At 42.3% G+C, this 22,193-nt stretch carries 2 protein-coding genes; both read left to right on the plus strand.

Annotated features, from left to right (window positions below; translation table 11 throughout):
• Position 1: 1 nt before the first annotated feature.
• Positions 2–9,982: a non-ribosomal peptide synthetase gene (locus PVK79_RS12955; RefSeq protein ID WP_257325814.1), complete on the plus strand. Its 9,981-nt coding sequence runs from the start codon at positions 2–4 to the stop codon at positions 9,980–9,982.
• A complete protein-coding gene (locus PVK79_RS12960; protein WP_274803888.1) occupies positions 9,982–22,143 on the plus strand; it encodes a non-ribosomal peptide synthetase in 12,162 nt (4,053 codons plus the stop codon). Before PVK79_RS12955 ends, PVK79_RS12960 begins: the two co-directional genes overlap by 1 nt.
• The last annotated feature ends 50 nt before the right edge of the window (positions 22,144–22,193 follow it).

Below are 22,193 nucleotides of genomic sequence, written 5' to 3' on the forward strand. Positions count from 1 at the left end.
CATGGATAATGTAGCAATTAAAACTTTACTGGCCGAATTGGACGCACAAGGTATCTTCGTTTATTTGCAAGATGGGCGGTTAAAGTTACGAAGTAAGTTAACGACAGTCCCAGCACCAGAACTGGCAAAGATCAAAGCATGTAAGGATGAGCTGATTGCCTATATGCAACGTCATCATCAGCAACAAGGGGGTTTATCAAGTGCGCAACAACGTATTTGGTTTATTGATCAATATGAACAGCAGTCAACTGCATACAATATGTGTGGTCTGTTGCAGCTGTCAGATTCATTGACAATAAATGAACTACAGCGGGCATTTGACAAATTGTTGGCTCGCCATCAAATATTAACAACGCAATTTTTTAACACTGATCAAGGTGTTGTGCAGCGAGTTAATAGCCAGTTGCGCTTAGCATTGAATGCACTTGAGATAGCACGGCATGAAACACCCACACAAATAGTTGAAAAATTACACGATGAATTAAGTTACCGCTTTGATCTGGAAAATGATTTACTGATACGTGCAACGTTAATTGGCCACTCAGGTGAGGGTAAATGGTTATACATTGCGATGCATCATATTATTGCCGATGGTTGGTCTGTACGGCTTTTGGTGCAAGAATTATTGGCGATACTGACAAATAATAATAATACCGTTAATAATGCGGCTGCATGTAAACCTTTACAGTATTTAGATTATGTACATTGGCAAGGTCAGTTTAAACAATCACCTATATATCAACAGCAGCTAAGTTATTGGCAACAAGCGCTAACAGGGATGGAGTTATTTGAGCTGCCAACGAGTTATCCTCGTGATAAACAAAAAACCTATCAAGGCAAGAGCCAGCACAGTGTTATCGAGACACGGCTGGTTACCGAATTTGACAGTTGCTGTCAGCAATTAAGTGCTACTCGGTTTGTCGGGTTGTTAAGTGTGTTTTATGTACTATTACAGCGCTATAGCCAAAAACAGGATATTACGGTGGCGGTGCCTGTATTGAATCGTGAACAGCCCGAATTTGAGAATGTTATAGGGTGTTTTATCAATACCTTACCTATGCGACAAATGGTGTCACCGCAGAGCTCTTTTGCACAATTAATAGCGCAAACTAAAGTGTTAGTGGCGCAAGGGCTAGCAAATCAAAGTGTGGCAGTTGAAGATATTATCGAAACACTTGGCTTAGCTAAATCGTCAGCACATTCAGCATTGTTTCAAATACTGTTTAATTATAATGGTGTAGATACCGGTACTGTGGAAACCGCAACATTGTCGGCTAAATTATTGCCATTAGATAACGGTACTGCAAAATTTGATTTAACCTTGAATGTAAGTGAATCAGAGCAGGGCTTAGATATTAGTTTTGATTATTGCAGTGCGCTATTTGATGACCATGTTATTCAGCAAATGAGCAATGATTTTAATGAATTAGTTATATCTCTTGGCAATAACGCAGCACAAACTATTGCAACCGTTGAGTTACCCTCTGCGTGTTATGCCAGCCAGTTGTTAGGGCGTAAAAAAGATCATGAAAAAGTCAGCAGTGATGTGATTGCATTACCTGTACAGGTGATAAAGCAGGCTGAGCTTAGTGCTGAAAAAACAGCTTGTATTGAAGCTGACCAACATGGAAAAACCGCACGAAGTTTGAGTTATCAACAATTAGTGCAACAAAGCGCAGCACTCGCCAGCCATATTTTAGCTTTGCAAACTCATCATCATCAACAAACAACTGCAGCACCCATTGCATTATTGGTATCTCGCTCAATCGATGCCTTATTAACGATGTTTGCACTATTGCAAACAGGCCGTGCTTACTTACCGATTGAGCAAGGCACTCCAGTGGCGCGTATTGCGGAAATTTTACAGCAGGCAGGCTGTGAATATTTAGTAACATTTGATGATGCCGCGCTCGAAAAGCAAGCAGTTACGGTATTAAATGAGCAACATATTACATTATGGCCTTTTGCGCAGCTGTCAAAAGCGGCGGTTAATTTAACTGGCTTACCCAATTTAAACCTTAATGACAGCGCGTACGTGATATTTACCTCCGGTTCAACAGGCGCGCCAAAAGGGGTTGAAGTTAATCATGCTGCACTAGCGCACTATGTTCAAAGTATTACTAAGCGACTTGAATTGAATAATGATACCAAGTCAGCTGTGGTTACAGGGCTTGCGACCGATCTTTGTTTAACTGGGATCTACCCGGTATGGGCGAGTGGCGGCACTGTGGTATTAATTTCGCCACATGTAAAAAGTGATCCTGTTGCGATTGTCGATACGTTCAGTGAGCAAGCAATTAACTTTTTAAAGATCACTCCCAGCTTTGCTGCTGAACTATTAGCCACGATTGCTGCGAGTCAAGCACCTCGCGCACCTCTTCAACAGTGGGTGTTAGGGGGGGAATCATTAACAGCGCAATTAGTAGCGCAAATTCGGGCGCTCTATCCAAGCGCTAAATTAATCAATCATTATGGGCCGACAGAAACCTGCATTGGGGTGGCTACCTATGAAATTGAGGATCATCAAACTGCTGAGCAGATGAGTTATCCTATTGGTAGCGCGCTTGCGCATGTTGAACTTGCCATACTAGATGCACACCACGAGCCCGTTGCCATGGGCATGCCTGGACAGCTTTATATTGGTGGTGAGAGTTTAGCAACAGGCTATATTCGTGCAACGGATCAGACTGCGAAAAGTTTTGTTGTGATTAACACGACCAAGGGACAACAACGCTATTATTGCTCTGGTGATAATGTACGTTTGCGCAAAGACGGTGCGCTGGAATATTTAGGGCGTTTAGATAAGCAACCTAAGATCAGAGGCTTTAGAGTTGACTTACTTGATATCGAGGCAAAGTTAACGGCTTTATCAGTGGTTAAAAATAGTGCTGTGATTTGTCGCGAAATTGCCTCTGCAGATACTTTAGTTGCGTACTATGTGGCATCTAATGAAGGCCAGCAATTAACTGCTGAGGCCTTACAACAACGGATCAAAACGGACTTAAAGTGTGTATTACCAGAGCCTATGATCCCCAGTTTCTTTGTACTGAAAGAGCAATTACCTTATCTTGAAAATGGCAAAGTTGATCGTAAATTCTTACAACAACAAATGGTACGCAGCAGCAATACTTTTGTAGCGCCAAAAACGCTAATGCAGCAGCAAGTAGCGGCGTTATTTGCACAGTTAACAGGCTTTGCTAGGGTGGGTCTAGAAGATGACTTTTTTGCAATCGGTGGGCATTCCTTACTAGCAATTAGATTACTTAACCAAATTCGTCAGCAGTTTGGCGTTTCATTGTCACTTAAAGACATCTTCAATCATGCAACCGTTGAGGAGTTAGCCCAGTATTTAACCTGTAGTGAACAAGCTAGCTCAAAGGTGCAATTAACACATATTGATTTAGCTGGGGAACACCCGTTGTCATTTTCTCAGCGGCGTATTTGGTTTGTTGATCAGATGCAAGGACACAGCCGTCAATATAATTTACAGGGCGTGTTTACGCTGCGCGGTGATGTTGATGTGGTGGCATTGCAGCAGGCATTTAAAGATATCATTAAGCGCCATACGATCCTAAGTTATAACTATAAAAGTACAGCTGATGCGCAGCCATGCCAATATTTTAACGGCCATTTAGCTTTTTCATTGCAACAGATAGACCTTTGCACACAAGCAGATCAACAGCAGCTGTTACAGAAGATGATAGTGGAAGATTATAATCAGTCATTTGATTTAACCTCACAGCTGATGTTACGGGCAAGCTTGATTAAAATAGCCGATCATCATTATCAGTTACTTGTTACTGTTCATCATATTGTTGCCGATGGCTGGTCTATTGGCTTGATATGCCGTGAACTCGCTAGCAATTATAATCAGCACATTGGTATGACAAGCGCCACTGATTTGCAAACTCTAGAGCATAATTATATTGATTTTGTACATTGGCAGCATAGTATGCAAGCTGATCCTCAGTGGCAAATAAGTATTGACTACTGGCGTCAACAGTTAGCGCAATTACCTACAGTGCATGAGTTACCTACACAGTACGAGCGAGGTAACGAAGTGCTCAGCGGCGGCGGTTTATATAAAACCGTGTTGTCGCCTGCATTAACTGAACAATTAAGATTGTTTATTGCAAACCAAGGTGACACTTTGTTTGTAACCTTACAAACTGTATTTACTTTGTGGTTTAGTCGAGTTTCTGGGCAATCAGATTGTGTGCTAGGTACGCCAGTTGCAGGGCGAGTTGCCGCAGAGCTTGAACCTATTATTGGCAACTTTGTTAACACGCTGGTGTTACGTAATACGGTGTCAGCGGATACAAGCTTTAACCAAGCATTAGCTGATGTAAAAGCAACATTGAGTGAAGCACTGCTTCATCAACAGATCCCATTTGATCTCTTAGTGGATGAATTAGCCACTGAACGCAGTTTAGCAATTCCGCCGTTAGTACAAGTCATCTTTAGAGTAAACAATACGATAAATGAAAATTTACAGCTAGCAGGGCTATCAATTAAAGCCTCACAGAGCAAGGTGCGTAGCGCTAAACTTGACTTAGAAGTCTCAGTTATAGATACCGGTGACGTGCTAGAAATTGAGTGGTTATACGATACCGCACTATGGCATCAAGCGAATATAGAGACATTCTTTGCTCAATTTAGTTATGTGTTGCAGCAATGCTTGGCTGATCAAAGCGTCAAGCTCGCAGAGTTAATGCTGTGGAGCCCGAGCCAGCACGCAGCGGCATTATCTCATAGTGACTCAATTGATATACAAAATACCCAACCATCGCCTTTACATGTGTGTTTTTCGCATTTTGCAAAGCAGCACCCGCAACACCCCGCAGTAAGATGTAATGGCCAAACCTATAGTTACCTCGCGCTTGAACAACGTGCTAATCAGCTTGCGCATTGTTTACTCGAAATGGATTTTGCTGCGCAAAGTCGAATTGCCATTTTGCTGCCATCAAGTGCAGCTATGGTGGTGGCGATACTCGCTATTTTAAAGGCACGTCATGTATACGTACCGATACACCAAGATACACCAATAAAAACGTTAAGTTATATTGTTGAAGATGCTGAGTTGATGATGATTTTAGCATTGAGTGAAAATGCCGACACGCTGATCAACAGTGGCGCAGATTTTTTGCTCGTTGATGATCTTCTTGATGACGATTCTAACTTCGACGGCTACCCGGTGGAGCAGCCAGATGAACAACTCAGCCTCAATGTCAAAGATGATGATTTGAGTTACATTATTTATACTTCTGGTTCGACCGGACGGCCGAAAGGGGTGATGATAAATCATGCTAATTTAGCGGCTTATTTACAGCATGCGGTTGCGCATTATATGCCCGATAATTCAGCCCTTTGTAGCAGCGTATTGAGTACACCTTTGGCGTTTGATGCAACGGTCACGGCGTTATATCCAGCCTTGATGCAAGGTGGCGTGGTGGAAATTATTGCGCAAGGGGGTGAACAGTTAACCCAGCTGACGGAACTACTCTTTACAGCAACAGACGCTAAACTGTTTAAGCTCACGCCAGCTCATTTACGTGCCATTTTGGCATTATCGCAGCACTATTGTGTAAGCAATGTTACCCATACATTGGTGATCGGTGGTGAAGCACTCACAACTGAATTGTTGTTGGCGATCCGTGCAAAGTTACCACTGTGTCGTTGGATTAACGAATATGGACCAACAGAAACTACAGTCGGTTCAAGTACTTTTGTAATTGATCACAGTACCAGTGATGAGGTTTTACTGCGTCATAATGATGTCCCAATTGGTTTAGCTAACGATAATGTAACGCTGTTAGTGGTTGACCAATTTGATCAGCCAGCAGCAGTGAATATGCGTGGTGAATTACTTATAGCAGGACCTGTTGTCAGCCCAGGTTACATTAATCAGACTGAGCTTAATAATACCAGCTTTATTACTTTGCAGCTGCCTAGCCAACAGGGTGGAAAAGTGACCAAGCGTTTTTATAGAACAGGCGACATAGCGTTATGGCAAGCTGATGAAACAGGTGCTGCTTGTTATTTAAGATACTGTGGACGTAAGGATCAACAGATCAAGCTGCGCGGTTTTCGAGTTGATTTAGCCGCGATTGAGCAGCTGATCCTGGAACTCCCTGAAGTGGCTGATTGTGCGGTGACGGTTGATAGCAAGCAGCAAACGTTAGCGGCACATATTGTTTACCATCAACATGAAAAGCCATTAGCCGTTAACACCATTAAATCGCATTTATCGCATTACTTAGCGCCGTATATGATCCCCGCACACTGTTATGCTATTACTGTGATGCCACTGACGAAAAACGGCAAGATTGATAAAGCCACATTGATAGCTGACGCACTCAGTTGTTTACAGCCAACTAGCACAACACACAGCAAGCACGCGCAAACACCATTACAGCAATATTTGTTACAGCTGTTTAGTGAGATTTTACTCACTACACATATTGGTTTAGACGATAACTTTTTTGATTTAGGGGGGCACTCGTTATTAGCGATCCGCTTGATTGGTAAGATTCGTGAAGGTAAGCAGCTCGACATAACATTACCGCAATTATTTAAAACCCCAACGATTGCAACGTTAGCGCAAGCATTACAAAACTGTGAAAAAATTCAGCCACACCAAGAGATTGTGAAAATATCTCGCCAGCAAGCGCTACCTCTTTCCTATGCACAGCAACGATTATGGCTTATTGATCAAGTACATAATGAAAGTGTGCAATATCATATGCCAGCTAGCTTTGTGTTTACGGGGAAGTTGGAGCTGACTGCGTTGTCGGGCGCGTTATATGCACTTATTGAACGCCATGAAGTGCTGCGTACCGTTATTATTACACGCGACCAAGGCTCAGCGCCTGAGCAATGTATTAATGAACACTTTGAGATCCCACTTGAGCTGCACGATTTAAGTATGCTTAATCGTGAACAGCAAGATCACCAATGGCAATCACTGTCGTCACATGCAAGTAGTAAAGCGTTTGATTTGGCAAGCGACGTTTTACTGCGTGTGGTGGTTGCTAAAATTAGCAATGAGCAAAGTTTTGTACATTTTAATATGCATCATATTGCAAGCGATGGCTGGTCAATGGCAATTTTAGTTCGCGAGTTTATTGCTTTTTACCGAGCTGCAAGTGCTGAACCGCGATTTGTTTTACCTGCATTATTACAGCAACCATTAGCTATCCAATATGCCGATTTCGCTTATTGGCAGCGTTTAGTATGCAGTGAAAGTGCCTTGCATGAATCACTTTCTTATTGGCGTACTCAGTTAACAGGTGCCCCTTTTGTTCATCAATTACCAATAGAGCAGCCTCGAGCAATCCAACAGCAGTTGCAAGGGCAATGTTTTAACCAGCATTTGTCCGCTGCAACGACTAAAGCTATCCACCAACAATGTGCCACACACGGTGTTACTTTATATATGTGGTTACACACAACCTTTTCCTTGTTAATGATGCGATTGAGTGAAGCGACGGATATTTTAGTTGGCTCTCCAGTTGCTGGTCGTGAACAGCCACAAATAGCTAATCTAATTGGTTTTTTTGTTAATACCTTAGTGATCCGCACCCGCAGTGAAGGACAGCAAAACTTCACGCAGTTATTAATGCAGCAAAAACAGGTGATTTTAGATGCTTTTAAACATCAACAAGTGCCATTTGAACAATTAGTTGAAGTACTGCAGCCTGAGCGAAACTTAGCACATCATCCTTTATTTCAAATTTTATTTGCACTGCAAAACAATGAAACGAGTGATTTTTCACTGCCAGGTTTACATATTGAAATGCAGCCACACGCAGCACCAAAAATGAAATTTGATTTAGAGGTCAATGCAATTGAGCAAGGCGATGGCATTGAGCTGCAGTGGAATTTTAGTGAGACATTATTTAATGCCAGTAGTATTACTGAATATGCAGCAGCATTCGAGGTATTGATTGATGCGATACTAAGTGACCCTCTTATGAAGTTGCAGCTATTACCTGTAGTGTCAGCAACCAAAGAAAATGTGCTGCTTAATTTATCTTCGCCACCCTATGCAAGGCACACTCAGTCACTTAACCTTGTCACGCAAATCGCACGTCAAGCTGAACAATATCCAACACGTAATGCGGTCGTTGGCCCTGATGGTGAGGTGTTGAGTTATGTTGAATTACAGACTCAGTCACAGCTGTTAGCCAATTATTTACAAGAACAAGGGATAACCGCCGGAAGTAAAGTTGCTTTATGTGTTAGCGCAACAGCACAAATGCTGGTCGCCATGTTAGCGATTTTAAAAACCGGCAGTGCCTATGTGCCGATTGATCCAAAATTACCAGTATCCAGAGTGCAATTTATTATCGATGACAGTAAAGCACAGTGTTTGATCACACAGTCAGCGTTTGCTAAACAGCATCTAACGGATGAGCCCGGGAGTATTATTGCGCCATTATGTGTATTGCTTGATGAGCCAAACAGTTGGCAGTATGGCTCACTCAATGGTTCGAAAAGTGCACTGCCTGCGTCATATTCGGCGGATGATCTTGCATATATTATTTATACATCAGGAACCACAGGCACCCCAAAAGGGGTGATGATCAGCCATGGTAATTTAGCTTGTTACTTAGCACATGCGCAGTGTGAGTATCTATCAGCTGCGTTAACAACCAGTGTGGTGAGTACGCCATTGGCATTTGATGCTACGGTCACTTCGTTGTGGGCACCATTACTAATGGGTATCAATATTACACTACTTGCTGATGATGAGCAGATGCTTGAGCAGCTTGCAAAGCAGATATTCAGCTCTCAAGCCTGCTTATTTAAAGTTACTCCTGCACATTTACAAGGCTTACTTGCGTTTGCTCCAGCTGCTGCAGTAGCAACTGCACATGTGGTTGTCATTGGTGGTGAAGCATTACCCACTCAGTTGCTCAAATCGTTAACTCAGTATTTGCCTAATTGCCAGTGGGTGAATGAGTACGGCCCAACTGAAGCGACGGTAGGTTGCAGTGTTTATCATTGCGAGCTTAAGCAAATTAGCGAGCTTGAACGGCGTAAAATGGCCCAGGTGCCAATTGGTCGGGCGATTGCAGATAGTCAGTTGGTGATATTAGATGAACATCAGCAATTAACCGCAATGGGTGCCATTGGCGAGCTTTATATTGCCGGTGACAATGTTGCTCAAGGGTATTTAAATCAAGCGAGTTTAACGGCGCAAAGTTTTGTGTGGTTACCTTTTGGGCATCAGCAAACTGTGCAGCGATTTTATCGTACTGGGGATAAAGTGCGTTGGTTGCTTGATAAACATGGCCAACCAGAACACCTGCTATTTTGTGCACGAGTCGATGAACAAATTAAGTTGCGCGGTTATCGCATTGAGCCGGGCGAAATTACAGCACAGTTAGTCCAGCATAAAGAGATTAGTGAGGCATGTGTAATATTAAATAAAGACACTGAAAACCTTGAGGCTTACTTAGTGCTTACGCCAAATAACTCATTGATTAAAGCGTTTGGGCAAGAGCAGCAAATAACACTCTTAGGCGCACAGCAACAGGCTTTGCTTAGCAACTACCTTACGAACTATTTACCTGCTTATATGATGCCAACAAAATGGCATGCGATAAGTGCTATTCCCCTGACATCTAACGCAAAAGTTGACAGTAAACAACTGCTTCAATGGGGACAATCAGTCGCAGTAGCAACTGAAAATGTGCCGCCGCGTAATGACTTTGAGGCAGCCTTGGTCGATATCTTTGCAGAGCAGTTACAAGTTGACTCTGTTGGCATCACCGATAACTTTTTTGCGCTCGGGGGGCATTCATTATTGGCAACACAATGTATGGCGTTGCTCAAGGCGCGGTTACAGGCTGATATTCCAGTGAGAGTTCTGTTTGAAAGGCCGACAATTGCGGCTATTGCTAGCTGGTACGCCATTCATCAAGCCGCTAATAACGCCATGAGTGAAAATGATAACTCAGAAGAGATGTTTTTGTGATGGAAAATCAACTGCTAGAAATTGAAGAGTTAATCGCAGATGCTTTACGAGCAGGTGTTACTTTGTATGAAAAACAAGGTGCTTTAGCATTTAAACAAAGTAACGGTTTTCCAAGTGAACTTAAAGCTCGGATCATTGAGCATAAAGCGGCGATTATCCGCTATTTTCAGCAACAACAGTCAGTGGTTACGTTGCAAAGTAATATGGACGCAATTGCCATCGCTGAGCGAGATAGATGTTTGCCTTTGAGCTTTGCTCAACAAGGCTTATGGTTTATTGAGCAGTTACAAGGCAGCCAACAATATTATATGCCTGCTGAGTTTACTCTAAAAGGCCACATAGATGTGCCGTTGTTACGCGCGGCAATCAAACACATTGTTGGTCGCCATGAAATATTACGCAGTCAGTTTATAACTGATCCGCAAGGTATACCGTATGTGCAAGTAACAGACACCTTTGTGACGCCTTTTCAGTGGCTGGATGCGTCAACATTCCCAGTTACACAGCGACAAAGCCAAATAAAAGCGGCGCTGATACAACATCAAGCTCAGCCATTTGATTTGAGTCGAGATGTATTAATACGAGTGCTATTGGTATCCGATAATGAGCAACATTATTTAGCATTTAATATGCATCATATTGTTAGTGATGGCGCGTCAATGCAAATATTTGCTCAAGAATTACAAACCATTTATACGCAACTACTGCAAGGTAATGTCGAATTAGACTCGTTACCAATTCAATATGCTGATTACGCTGCGTGGCAACGAAATACCTTAACAGCAGAGTACTTTACAGCAGCAATTAATTATTGGCGTACAACACTTGGCGATCTTGAACCGTTGCAATCACTACCAACGGATAAAGTTAGATCGAGCGTTCAAAAGCAGTCTGGTTTAGTTTATCGGCAACGGTTAAGTCGCTCGTTTGTTGAAAAAATACAACAACATGCGGCGAGTCAATCAGTCACACCATTTATGTGGTTGTTAAGTAGTTTTATGTTATTTATTGGCCGTATTAAACAAACGGAACAGGTACTGATCGGCACGCCAACTCAGGGCCGTGAGCATCCACAGCTAAACGATTTAATCGGTTTGTTTGTTAATACCTTAGTTATGCATGCCGTATTGCCGGATGAATTAACTTTTAATGCATGGTTGCAGCAACAAAAAGAACGTATTTTACAGTCGTTTGAATATCGCAATATGCCATTTGATAAACTGGTTGAAGGGCTCAATTGTCAACGCGATTTAAGTCATCATCCTTTAGTACAAATTTTCTTCACCTTAACTGTTGATGAGCAACCAACCTTTCAGTTACCGGGTGTTGAAATAGCTGAGGCTCGCAGTGAAGCGCGAGAGCACCACAGTGCAGTAAAATGTGATTTGGAGCTTAATGCAGTTATCGACAACCAAGGTTTAACAGTTACTTGGAAGTTTGATGAAGCACTTTATGAGCTTGCGACAATTACTCACTGGGCAGATAGTTTTGCCGTATTATTAGCAAACATTGTTGCTGCACCGGATACCCAAATATCAAAATTGGCATTGCTTGATGAACAGCAGCTACAGGCATTAACTGACGCTGCCACATCGCAGCAAGCGGATAGTACAAGTTGGGATCAAAGCGCCAGTATAGTGAGTGTATTTGAACAACAAGCAATCAGGTTTGCTGACCAGTTGGCGCTAGTCGATGAGCACGAAGCACTCACTTATAAACAGCTTAATGAACGGGCAAATCTACTCGCCAGAGTATTATTAAGTCAGGGTGTTGAAGCGCAAGATATGCTGCCAGTGAGCGTAACCCGCAATGTTAATTTAGTGGTGACGTTATTAGCGGTGCTAAAAGCTGGCGCTGCTTATGTGCCTATTGATCCCAATTATCCTCGCGATCGGATCAGTTATATTGTAGACGATGTCCAGAGTAACTTAGTGTTGTGTGATAACAGTAGTCTCGGGTTGTTTTCGCAGCATAACTTAACGTGCATAAATATTGATGATTGCGCGATCTACACAGCTATTAATCAGATTAGTGATACACAAAACCTCGAGTTAGCTATTTGTCCATCCCACTTAGCGTATATGATTTACACCTCTGGCACTACTGGACGGCCTAAAGGCGTGCAAATTGAACACCGCCAAGTGATCCGATTATTGTGTGTACAGCCGAGTTTATTTGATTTTAATGAGCATGATGTATGGACTCTGTTTCATTCATTTTGTTTTGATTTTTCGGTGTGGGAAATGTACGGCGCGTTACTTTTTGGTGGACGCTTAGTTATTGTGGATGCAGATACCGCAAAAGACAGTGATGCATTTGCAAATTTATTACTAGATCAACACGTCAGCGTGCTAAATCAAACCCCCAGTGCTTTTTATGCGCTACAAACAGCAATGTTAACCAAGCCTTCGCAGCGTATACAGCAGAGCAAAATTAGATACGTCATTTTTGGTGGCGAAGCATTACAGCCCGTTAAGTTGACCCCTTGGGCAAAACGCTTTAGCGACTGCCAACTGATCAATATGTATGGCATTACTGAAACAACGGTTCATGTGACTTTCAAGCGTTTACATGACGCAGATCTGGTATCTGGTGCAAACAATATTGGTCGGCCAATACCAACGACCAGTTGCTACGTTTTGGATAAGTTTCGTCAGTTACTACCTGTTGGCGCAGTTGGTGAGTTATATGTAGGTGGGGATGGGGTTTGCAGGGGGTATTGGCGCCGTGATGAGCTCAACGTTGAGCGCTTTGTGGCAGATACATTTTCTTCAGCTAACGCAGCTAAAAAACTATATAAAACGGGTGATTTAGTACGTCAGTTAGCAACTGGCGAATTGAGTTATATGGGCCGTATTGACGACCAAGTTAAAGTACGCGGTTACCGTATTGAACTGGGTGAAATAGAAAACCAGTTACGTGGCCACCCTAAGCTGAGTAGCGCAACAGTGTTACTGAATACTCAACAGCCGACTAATCCACGGATCACAGCATTTGTTATCGTCAAAAGTGATGCCGTATTTGCTGCACTCACAAGCGAAGTACAACAGTTTTTACGCACCACATTACCCGAATTTATGCTGCCAACGAATGTTATTGCCGTGCTGCAGATGCCATTAACGGTGAACGGTAAAATTGATAAAAAAGCACTCTTAGCGCTGGATCAATTACAGCTTAAAGCAACTGCAGATGAGCCTCCAGGATCGGATGACGAACAAGCAATCGCTGCGGCATTTGAGGCGATATTAAAGGTTTCAAACGTGGGTAGGCAAGGGCACTTTTTTGAATTGGGTGGGCATTCATTATTAGCTAGCCAATTAGTCAGTCACTTAGCGCAACACGCTCAGTTGTCGATTACTTTAGCTGATCTGTTTTACGCGCCGCAGGTCCACACACTCGCGTTAGCGGCTGCGCGCAATAAAGCTGCCAACTACACTGTAGCATCAGCAGTTATCCCGAAAGTGCAATCAGTAACGCAATTACCGGTATCTTTTGCTCAACAACGATTATGGACCATAGATCAATTGCAGCCGGGAAACGTGCAATATCATATGCCAGCTAATTTTGAACTGCATGGTTTGCTTGATGTTGGTACATTTCAACGCGTGTGTGACGCTATCGTGCAGCGTCATGAAGTGTTGCGTACGTTTATCACAGTCGGTAAAGCAAACTTACCTCAGCAAGTGATCCAAGACACATTTCCATCGGTGTTAAAGATCATAGATGCCAGTGAACTTAACGATGAGCAACAGCAACGACTGTGGTTAAAAACGCTGCGCGATGACAGCCAAACAGCCTTTGATTTAAGGTGCCAGTTACCGCTGCGTATTATTTTAGTTAAGCTGCATGCAAAGCATTGGAAGTTACGGGTAAATATGCATCATATTGCCTCTGATGCACATTCTTTAGCAATATTAGCGAGTGAATTTGAAGCGTTTTATCAAAGCTTTACGAGTCAAACTCGGTTGCCTGAACAGCTTGCGCAACCTTTATCAATTCAATACGGGGATTATGCTCATTGGCAGCGTAGTCAGTTACACCAGCAGCAGTTAGATAAACACCAAGCATTTTGGTTACAACAGTTACAAGATGCCCCACCGATACATCAAATACCGCTGGATAAAATACGTCCTAAACAGCTTACGTCCGCTGGTGCGAGCTATCAAATACAGCTAGATAAAACCACGGTTTCGGCGATCCACAGGCAATGCCAGCAGTTTGATGTGAGCTTATTTATGTGGCTGCATAGTGCTTATGCCGCATTTGTAGCTAGGTATAGTCAGTGTGATGATGTTGTGATTGGTGCGCCATTTTCAGGGCGTTCACAAACGCAACTAACTCCCTTAATTGGATTCTTTATTAATACACTGCCGATCCGTTGTCAATTGCGCGAAGATATGTGTTTTGAAGGGCTACTCGCACAGCAAAAACAATTAATTGTTGCCGTTGGTCAGCATCAAGCCATGCCATTTGAAAAAATTGTTGATGCTTTGCAGTTACCGCGTGGCATGAGTCAACAGAGTGTTTTTCAGCTTACATTTTCTTTAAACCCAAGGTTAAATACACAGTTTAAATTACCTAATATACAGGTTACAGCGATTGATGAGCAGCCACCGCAAGTAAAATTTGATATTGAGCTGGCATGCAGTGAAGATGACGATGAGTTACGCTTTAGCTGGGCTTATAACACGGCGTTATTTACCCCACAAACAATTCAAACCATGGCTACGGCATTATGCACTTTAATTAGGTCATTCACAGCCGATCCGCAGGTTGCTATACAGTCAGCTACAATGTTGACAGATAAACAGCTGCATAACTGCGTGCTCAAAGGTGAGCAACGGCTAAATAAGCCAGTTGCAACCGTCATAGATGCATTTACTGCTGTAGCCGAACAGCATGCTAAAACTGACACTGGCATTATTGAGGCAGCCTCAGGGCAATTTGCGAGTTATCAGCAAATTCATCAGCGTAGTGAATTATTGGCAAAATACTTGATACAGCAAGGCTTACAAGCTGAACAGCCTGTTGTTGTAAGCATGCAAAGCGGCATTGACTTAATAGTTTCATTGCTAGCGATTATGAGAGCGGGTGGCTGTTATGTTCCTGTTGATCCGAATTATCCAGCATCTAGAATTGCTTATATTATTAATGATTGTGGTGCGCAGTGGCTTATCACTCACACTGCATTTGCAGCGCTGTTAGAAGATAATTGTGGTGCGAACAGCCAGCTTATTTACCTTGATAATGAGCAATTTAAGCACACTTTAAACCTTGCATGTAATACACTAAGTCAAGTGCAATTACCCAAAATAGAGGCGGCGCAATTAGCGTATGTCATTTATACCTCAGGCACAACGGGTAACCCTAAAGGGGTAATGATCCCCCACCAAGGGCTGAGCAATTTATGCCGTTGGCATCAACGCGCATTTGCTGTTGATAAATCAAGTATTGCCAGTCAAACAGCAAATATCGCGTTTGACGCTGCAAGCTGGGAGATCTGGCCTTATTTAAGCGCCGGAGCAAAGCTGGTAATTGTGCCGCGAGAAAGTTTAGATAACCCGCAACAATTAGCGCAACTACTTGATGAACATCATGTGAGTCATTGCTTTTTAGCCACCCCAATCGCTGAAATAATGTTGGCAGATCACGCTTTTACGCCTGTTACTTTGCGTTATTTACTGGTTGGCGGCGACAAGTTAAAAACATGCCCCTCAGCTGCAAAACCGTATTGTATTATTAATAATTATGGCCCTACAGAGACCTCAGTTGTTGCCACCTCGGCTGAGGTTGGTAAAACAACGGAAGAGCTGGGCATGGCTCCAGATATAGGCTATGCGATTGATAATGTAGAGTTATTAATTGTTGATCAGCAGGGGCAGCCGGTTGTGCCTGGCATGATTGGTGAATTATATATAGCTGGTGCAGGATTAGCGCGAGGCTATTTGAACCGTCCAGAGCTTACAGCACAGCGTTTTATTTACTTAACGACAGTTGCAGAGCAACAACTGCGAGCCTATAAAACTGGTGATTTAGTTAGGCAATTAAATAACGGTCGTATTGCCTATATTGGCCGCAATGATGCACAAGTTAAATTACGCGGTTACCGTATTGAACTGTCTGAAATTGAGTATCACTTACGTGCTATTGCTGGCGTAACGGATTGTGTTGTTAGCGTGAGTGAATTGGCTGAAGGCCATAAGCAGCTGTTGGCTTTTATTGTCACGCCACAGATAAGTGATTCGCTCCAAGCGCAATTTAAGCGCCAAAGTATAGCAAGTCTTAAAGTTAAGTTACCGGATCACATGATACCGAGTGAGCTTATTCACGTAGATGAAATTCCCCTGACGGCACATGGCAAAATAGATCATCTGCAATTACATAAACACCTACGCACACCAAGCGAACAAATTGTTACACAGCAATTAAATCAAGGACCTGCAGCACAACAAGCAAGCGGATTAAGCAGCTTACTACTCACTTTGTATCGACAAGTATTAAATCAGCCGATGCTGCAAGTTGATGATGATTTTTTTGCGGCGGGAGGGGACTCAATTCTCAGTATTCAAATTGCCAGTCGGGCAAGAGCGCAAAATATTAGTTTGTCAGTAGCTGATATTTTTAACTTTAGTACCGTTGCAGTGCTAGCTGAGCAATTGGTACACAAACAGCCACAACGGAAACAGGTTGAGCCACAGCAAAGCTTTTCAGGCGCATTGCCATTACTTCCCATTCAACATTGGTTTTTTGAACAACAATTTGTAGCAGCTGATCATTGGAACCAGTCACTCTTACTCAGTGTTGATAAAACAGTGACTGTGCAACATATTAAAGAGTTAACATGCGCTTTATTAGCGCACCATGATAGTTTGCGGTTAGTCGTTGATGATAAAGGCCTGCAAAAGCAATTTTTTATAAAACAGCATCTTAGTGCAGATCACGTTTGCCATTTTATTGATCTAGCTGAGCACAATGATGATTGGTCTCAAGCATTAGAGAAAGTGTGTGAAGTGCAACAAGGAGCTTTTCGCTTTGATGGCACTGCATTGTTGCAAATCTGCCATATAAAAACCCCAGCTCAGCAAAGTGATAACCGCTTGCTGATCATCGCCCATCACTTATTAATTGATGGTGTATCTTGGCGCATTTTGCTTGAAGATATTAACCAAGCGTTGTCAGCTGCAAAATTACAGCAGAATATTTGTTTTGCTTCTCGTACTGCTAATTTATATGACATTAGTCAATTTTTAATTGCGCAAGGTAAAGATGAATATGATTTAAAACACTGGCAAGCATTGGTTGCTGTGGCGACTAAGCCCAGCTTTTTTCGTTTTGTAAGGCAGCAAGAGCCAATCAAAAAACAACTGCAACAACATACATTAACGCTCCCATGTGCAGCTACGCAGCAGCTCTTGACGACAGCAAATAGACCTTATAATACCAGTATCCAAACGCTACTGTTGGCCGCGTTACAATGGTCTGCAGTTAGGCATTATGACTTGGACGATCATCTTATTATCCTTGAAGGACATGGCCGAGAGTTACTTAATAATCAACTTGATAGTACTCGAACGCTTGGCTGGCTTACTGCTATGTATCCATTTCGATTATTTAGCAATACGCAAAATATTGCCGATTTGATCTGTGATATGAAAGAGCAATTAGCCAATTTATCGACTAAAGCTAGTCGATATGGAGCCTTACGTTATTATCATCCAGATGAGGAGACCCGCCAATCGTTGACTATTACGACGGAGAATCATCTATTTTTTAATTATTTAGGCCAGCTAGATAGTGCGCTGCAACATAATGGTTTATTAGATGATGCGCCAGAATCCGCGGGCAGTTTGCATAGCCAACATAATCACGCCTACTATGGTCTGCAATTAACAGCAGCAATAGTCAATGAGCAATTGTCGATGCATGTGGAGTATGGTGGTGCCCGTATAGCTGAAGCCGATGTCGCTTCATTTATGACGCATTATCAAGCAAGTATTATGACGGTGCTTGAACATTGCATACAAGACGACATTAAGCGCCATACGGTAAGTGATTTTCCACTCTTGCCAACGATGGCAAATCATCAGTTACAACATTTATTAGCCCCTTTTAAGCAATCAGCCATTGTTGATATTTACCCGCTAAGTGCACTGCAAGAAGGTATGTGGTTTCACAGTCAACGAACTGGTGAAGTATCACAACATAGTGCTTATTATGAACAAACGACACTGTTACTTGAGGGGGCATTTGACATCGAAGCTTTCGAGTATGCATGGCACCAGCTACTTGATACACATAGCATATTACGTACTGCGTTCGTAGCAAGCCCAGTGGGACCGGTGCAAATCGTGGTTGATAAATACCATGTACCATTGCAGGTTGACTTGGTAACTGACGCAATTATGCAGCAGCAACAACAATCAATACTTGATGAGCAAGCCTATATTACTGCTATTGCAGATCAGGAATATCAACAAGGTATTGATCTAGCTGCGGCGCCTTGTATGCGATTACGTTTGCTTGCTCTGAGTGATACAAAAATGGCATTTATTTGGACATACCATCATTTGATCATGGATGGCTGGTCATTACCTGTATTGTTTTCAGAGTTATTACAGCATTATCAGGCTCGCCTTGCAGGGCATGGTTTATCTCTAAAAAAAGATAACTATAGCGACTATATTAAGTATCTACAGCAACAAGATAAAACAACCGAGCAACAATTTTGGCAAGGTTATCTAGCCAATATAGATCAGGCAACATTATTGGTTGAGCATATTGCGCAGCGCAAGCAAGGCGATGATATCAACACGGTGTCTGAGCAAACCTTAGTGCTTGAGCCTGAATTGTGTTCACAATTGGTTGAGTTTGCTCGTCAACAGGGTTTAACAGTTAATCATTTACTGCAAGGTGCCTGGGGTTACTGGCTGAGTGTTTGTTGCAATTCAGATTACGCCTTATTTGGGCAAACAGTATCTGGGCGACCTAGCCAACTTACTAACGTTGAGCAACGGGTTGGTTTATACATTAATACCCAAGCTGTGTTGTTAACCACATCGGGTGAGCAGTCGGTGTTAGCGTATTTAAAGTCAGTTAAGCAAAGCTTATTAGCTGTATCTGATTATGCACATACTCCATTAACCCAAGTACATAACTACAGTAATATTGCTAATGGCAGTCCATTGTTTGATGCTTTGTATGTATTTGAAAATTTCCCGACAGATCCATTGGCTGAAATTGCAAATATGCCATTTAAGGTGTTAGCGAATGACAGTAAAGATCTCACTCATTATCCAATGACTTTAGTTGTTGGCCAAGCTGAGCAACTCTCATTGACCTTGAGTTATCAAAGCGCACTATTTAATGATCCGCTTGCCAGTCATTGCTTGGCTATGTTGCAGCAGTTATTACAATCGTTTGTAATGGCACCTGAGCAACCATTGTCTAGCTTAGCAATTGATTTAGTAGATCATCGATTTACAACAGGTATAGATAAGGTAGCTGAGTTTAGTTTATCAGCTAATCAAGTGGCAGATGTAAGCTGGGATATAGCAACAACATTACAACAACGATTTACACAAATTGTAGCAAGTTATGGTGAGTCAACAGCGTTGAAATATTATAATGATGACAATAACCTACCAGTTAAAACAATGAGTTATAATGAGTTGGATGCAGCCGCTAACAGACTGGCTAATTACTTACTCACACATACGCTAGGCTCTGACAGAGCTTTGACCATAGGGATCTGTTTGAGCCCAGGTTGTGATTTGATTGTCGCTATTTTAGCGAGTTTAAAGATCGGTGCGGCTTATGTACCGATTGCACCTAGTTTACCATTAAAAAGGCGGCAGTTTATGGCCGCTGATGCAGAGCTTGCAGTATTGCTAACGTGCGAACAAGACTGGCAGGGCGCATTACCGCCAACACTTAACATCGATCTTCATACTTGTGCTGCGGCACTTGCTTTACAACCTAATTACAGCCCAACAGTAACTTACACACCGCATGATTTATGCTATGTGATCTATACCTCAGGTACAACAGGGGTGCCAAAAGGAGTTATGGTTGAGCAACACAGTGTTATTAACTATGTGCAGTGCTTACAAAAAAATTATGCGATCACTTCGCAAGATAATTACTTACAGTTTGCAAGTTGCAGCTTTGATGTATTTGCAGAGGAGGTTTTTTGTACTTTGCTAAGCGGTGCAACTTTAGTGATGGCCGATCAACAAAAATTACTCGATACCCAGTATTTAGCTAAACTATCGCAATATAGTCAATTGACCTTAATGAGTTTACCTACAGCCTATTGGCATCAATTAGCTGCAGCACCAGTAACACTTGCCGATCAGTTACGCATTATCACAATTGGTGGAGAGCAAATGCAAGCCGCAATGTTGCAGCAATGGCAAGCTTATTACAGTGATAATATTATTTTGATCAATGCTTATGGACCAACAGAAGCAACTATTTCTGCAACATTAATTGAGGTAACTGATTATACAGGTTCTGAAGTACCGATTGGCCAACCAGTGGCAGGGCTACAATTACACATTCTAGATAAATATTTAAGAGCGGTTCCCTATTATGTTAGTGGGCAGCTGTACCTCAGTGGAAAAGGGTTAGCAAGGGGTTACCTTAACGATGTAAAGAAAACGGCTGCTGCATTTATTATTGAACCAAAAAGCGGCGTTAGGTTATATAAAACGGGTGATAAAGTGCGTTGTACAAATACCCAAGAAGTAATGTTCTTAGGGCGTTTAGATGAACAAGTTAAAATTCGCGGCTATCGTGTTGAGTTACCCGAAATAGAACGTCATTTACTTGCGTTGCCACAAATAAACGCCTGTGCTGTAGTGGTTCGTAAAGATAAAAGTGGCAATGAGCAGCTAGTTGCATTTGTTGATGTGGGTGAGCTAGAGCGAGCCAGTGAGCAACTAATTCGTGCTTTAGTTGGTGTGTTGCCCGAGTATATGGTGCCACAAAATGTTCAATTTGTTGACAGTTTACCCTGTACAAATAATGGCAAAATTGATCGAAAACAGCTTAGTAAAACAGCGCAACAATTGAGTAGTCATAATGACTTTTCATATAGTGCGCCGATCACGCCATTGCATAAATTATTGGTTGAACAATTTAGTCAGTTGTTAAACATAGAGCAAGTGGGGATCAACGATGATTTCTTTATGCTGGGTGGTCATTCATTACTGGCAATGCGCTTGGTATCACAATTGAGCTATCAGATGCAGTTAACGGTATCTATTGATATGTTATTTCGCCACCGTACTGTAAACGCTTTAGCTGAGGCAATTGAGCAATTACAAAAAAGCCACGCTGCTGATTTTCAGCCTACAACTTTAGTCTGTTTACAGGCCGGTGAACAAGGGTTTCAGCCGGTGATTTTAGTCGCCGGTGCGGGAGGGTTACTGATGATCTATCAAGCATTGGTTAATCAACTAGATCAACGTATTCCTGTTTATGGTTTGCAGCCAGATCTGATCGCTTTAGAGCCAGATATTATTAATTCATTGTCACTGACCGCACACCATTACTGCAACGCATTAATTGAGCAGGGGATAGACGCTAATATTCACTTGGTTGGTCATTCATTTGGAAGCTTTGTTATTCATCAAATGGCGCAGCAATTAGTACTGCGCAATAAAGCTCCAGCCTCACTGCTAGTAATTGATACGCCTATGCCTAATTCAGCTGTGCTAGAACTGCAAGACAGGCAAATAGCAGCGTTACTAATAGCGAACCTGAGTGAATTTTTTCAATTGAACTTAACTGACGATGAGCAGCAGTTATATTGCACGCTTGCTGATGAACAACAAACAAAGTGGTTAAGTAAGCATTTAGCTGCTGCGGGCTACCAGTTCAGTGCTCGTCAATTGCTAACACTGCAATGCGTATATAAAGCGCAGTTACAAGCAAAGGTAGAAATAAATAGAGAGTTACTTGAGGTGCCGCTTATGGTTATAAAAGCACACGATACCAAAGAGTTTGCAGGCCAATTGCTTGCTGATGATATGGGCTGGCGAGTAGTTAACCCTGAACTTTCGGCAATAGAGATCACAGGTAATCATCTGTCAATCTTACAGCATCAGTTTGTTGCTGCAATCGTTGAACAAATTGCAAGTAAATATACACTTTATTAACAAGTGGGTGAAAAATGTTCTACAGTAAACCTCTACCTATAAAAGGACGG

Origin of the sequence: Pseudoalteromonas rhizosphaerae (assembly GCF_028885455.1) — a bacterium.
Taxonomy (GTDB): domain Bacteria; phylum Pseudomonadota; class Gammaproteobacteria; order Enterobacterales; family Alteromonadaceae; genus Pseudoalteromonas; species Pseudoalteromonas rhizosphaerae.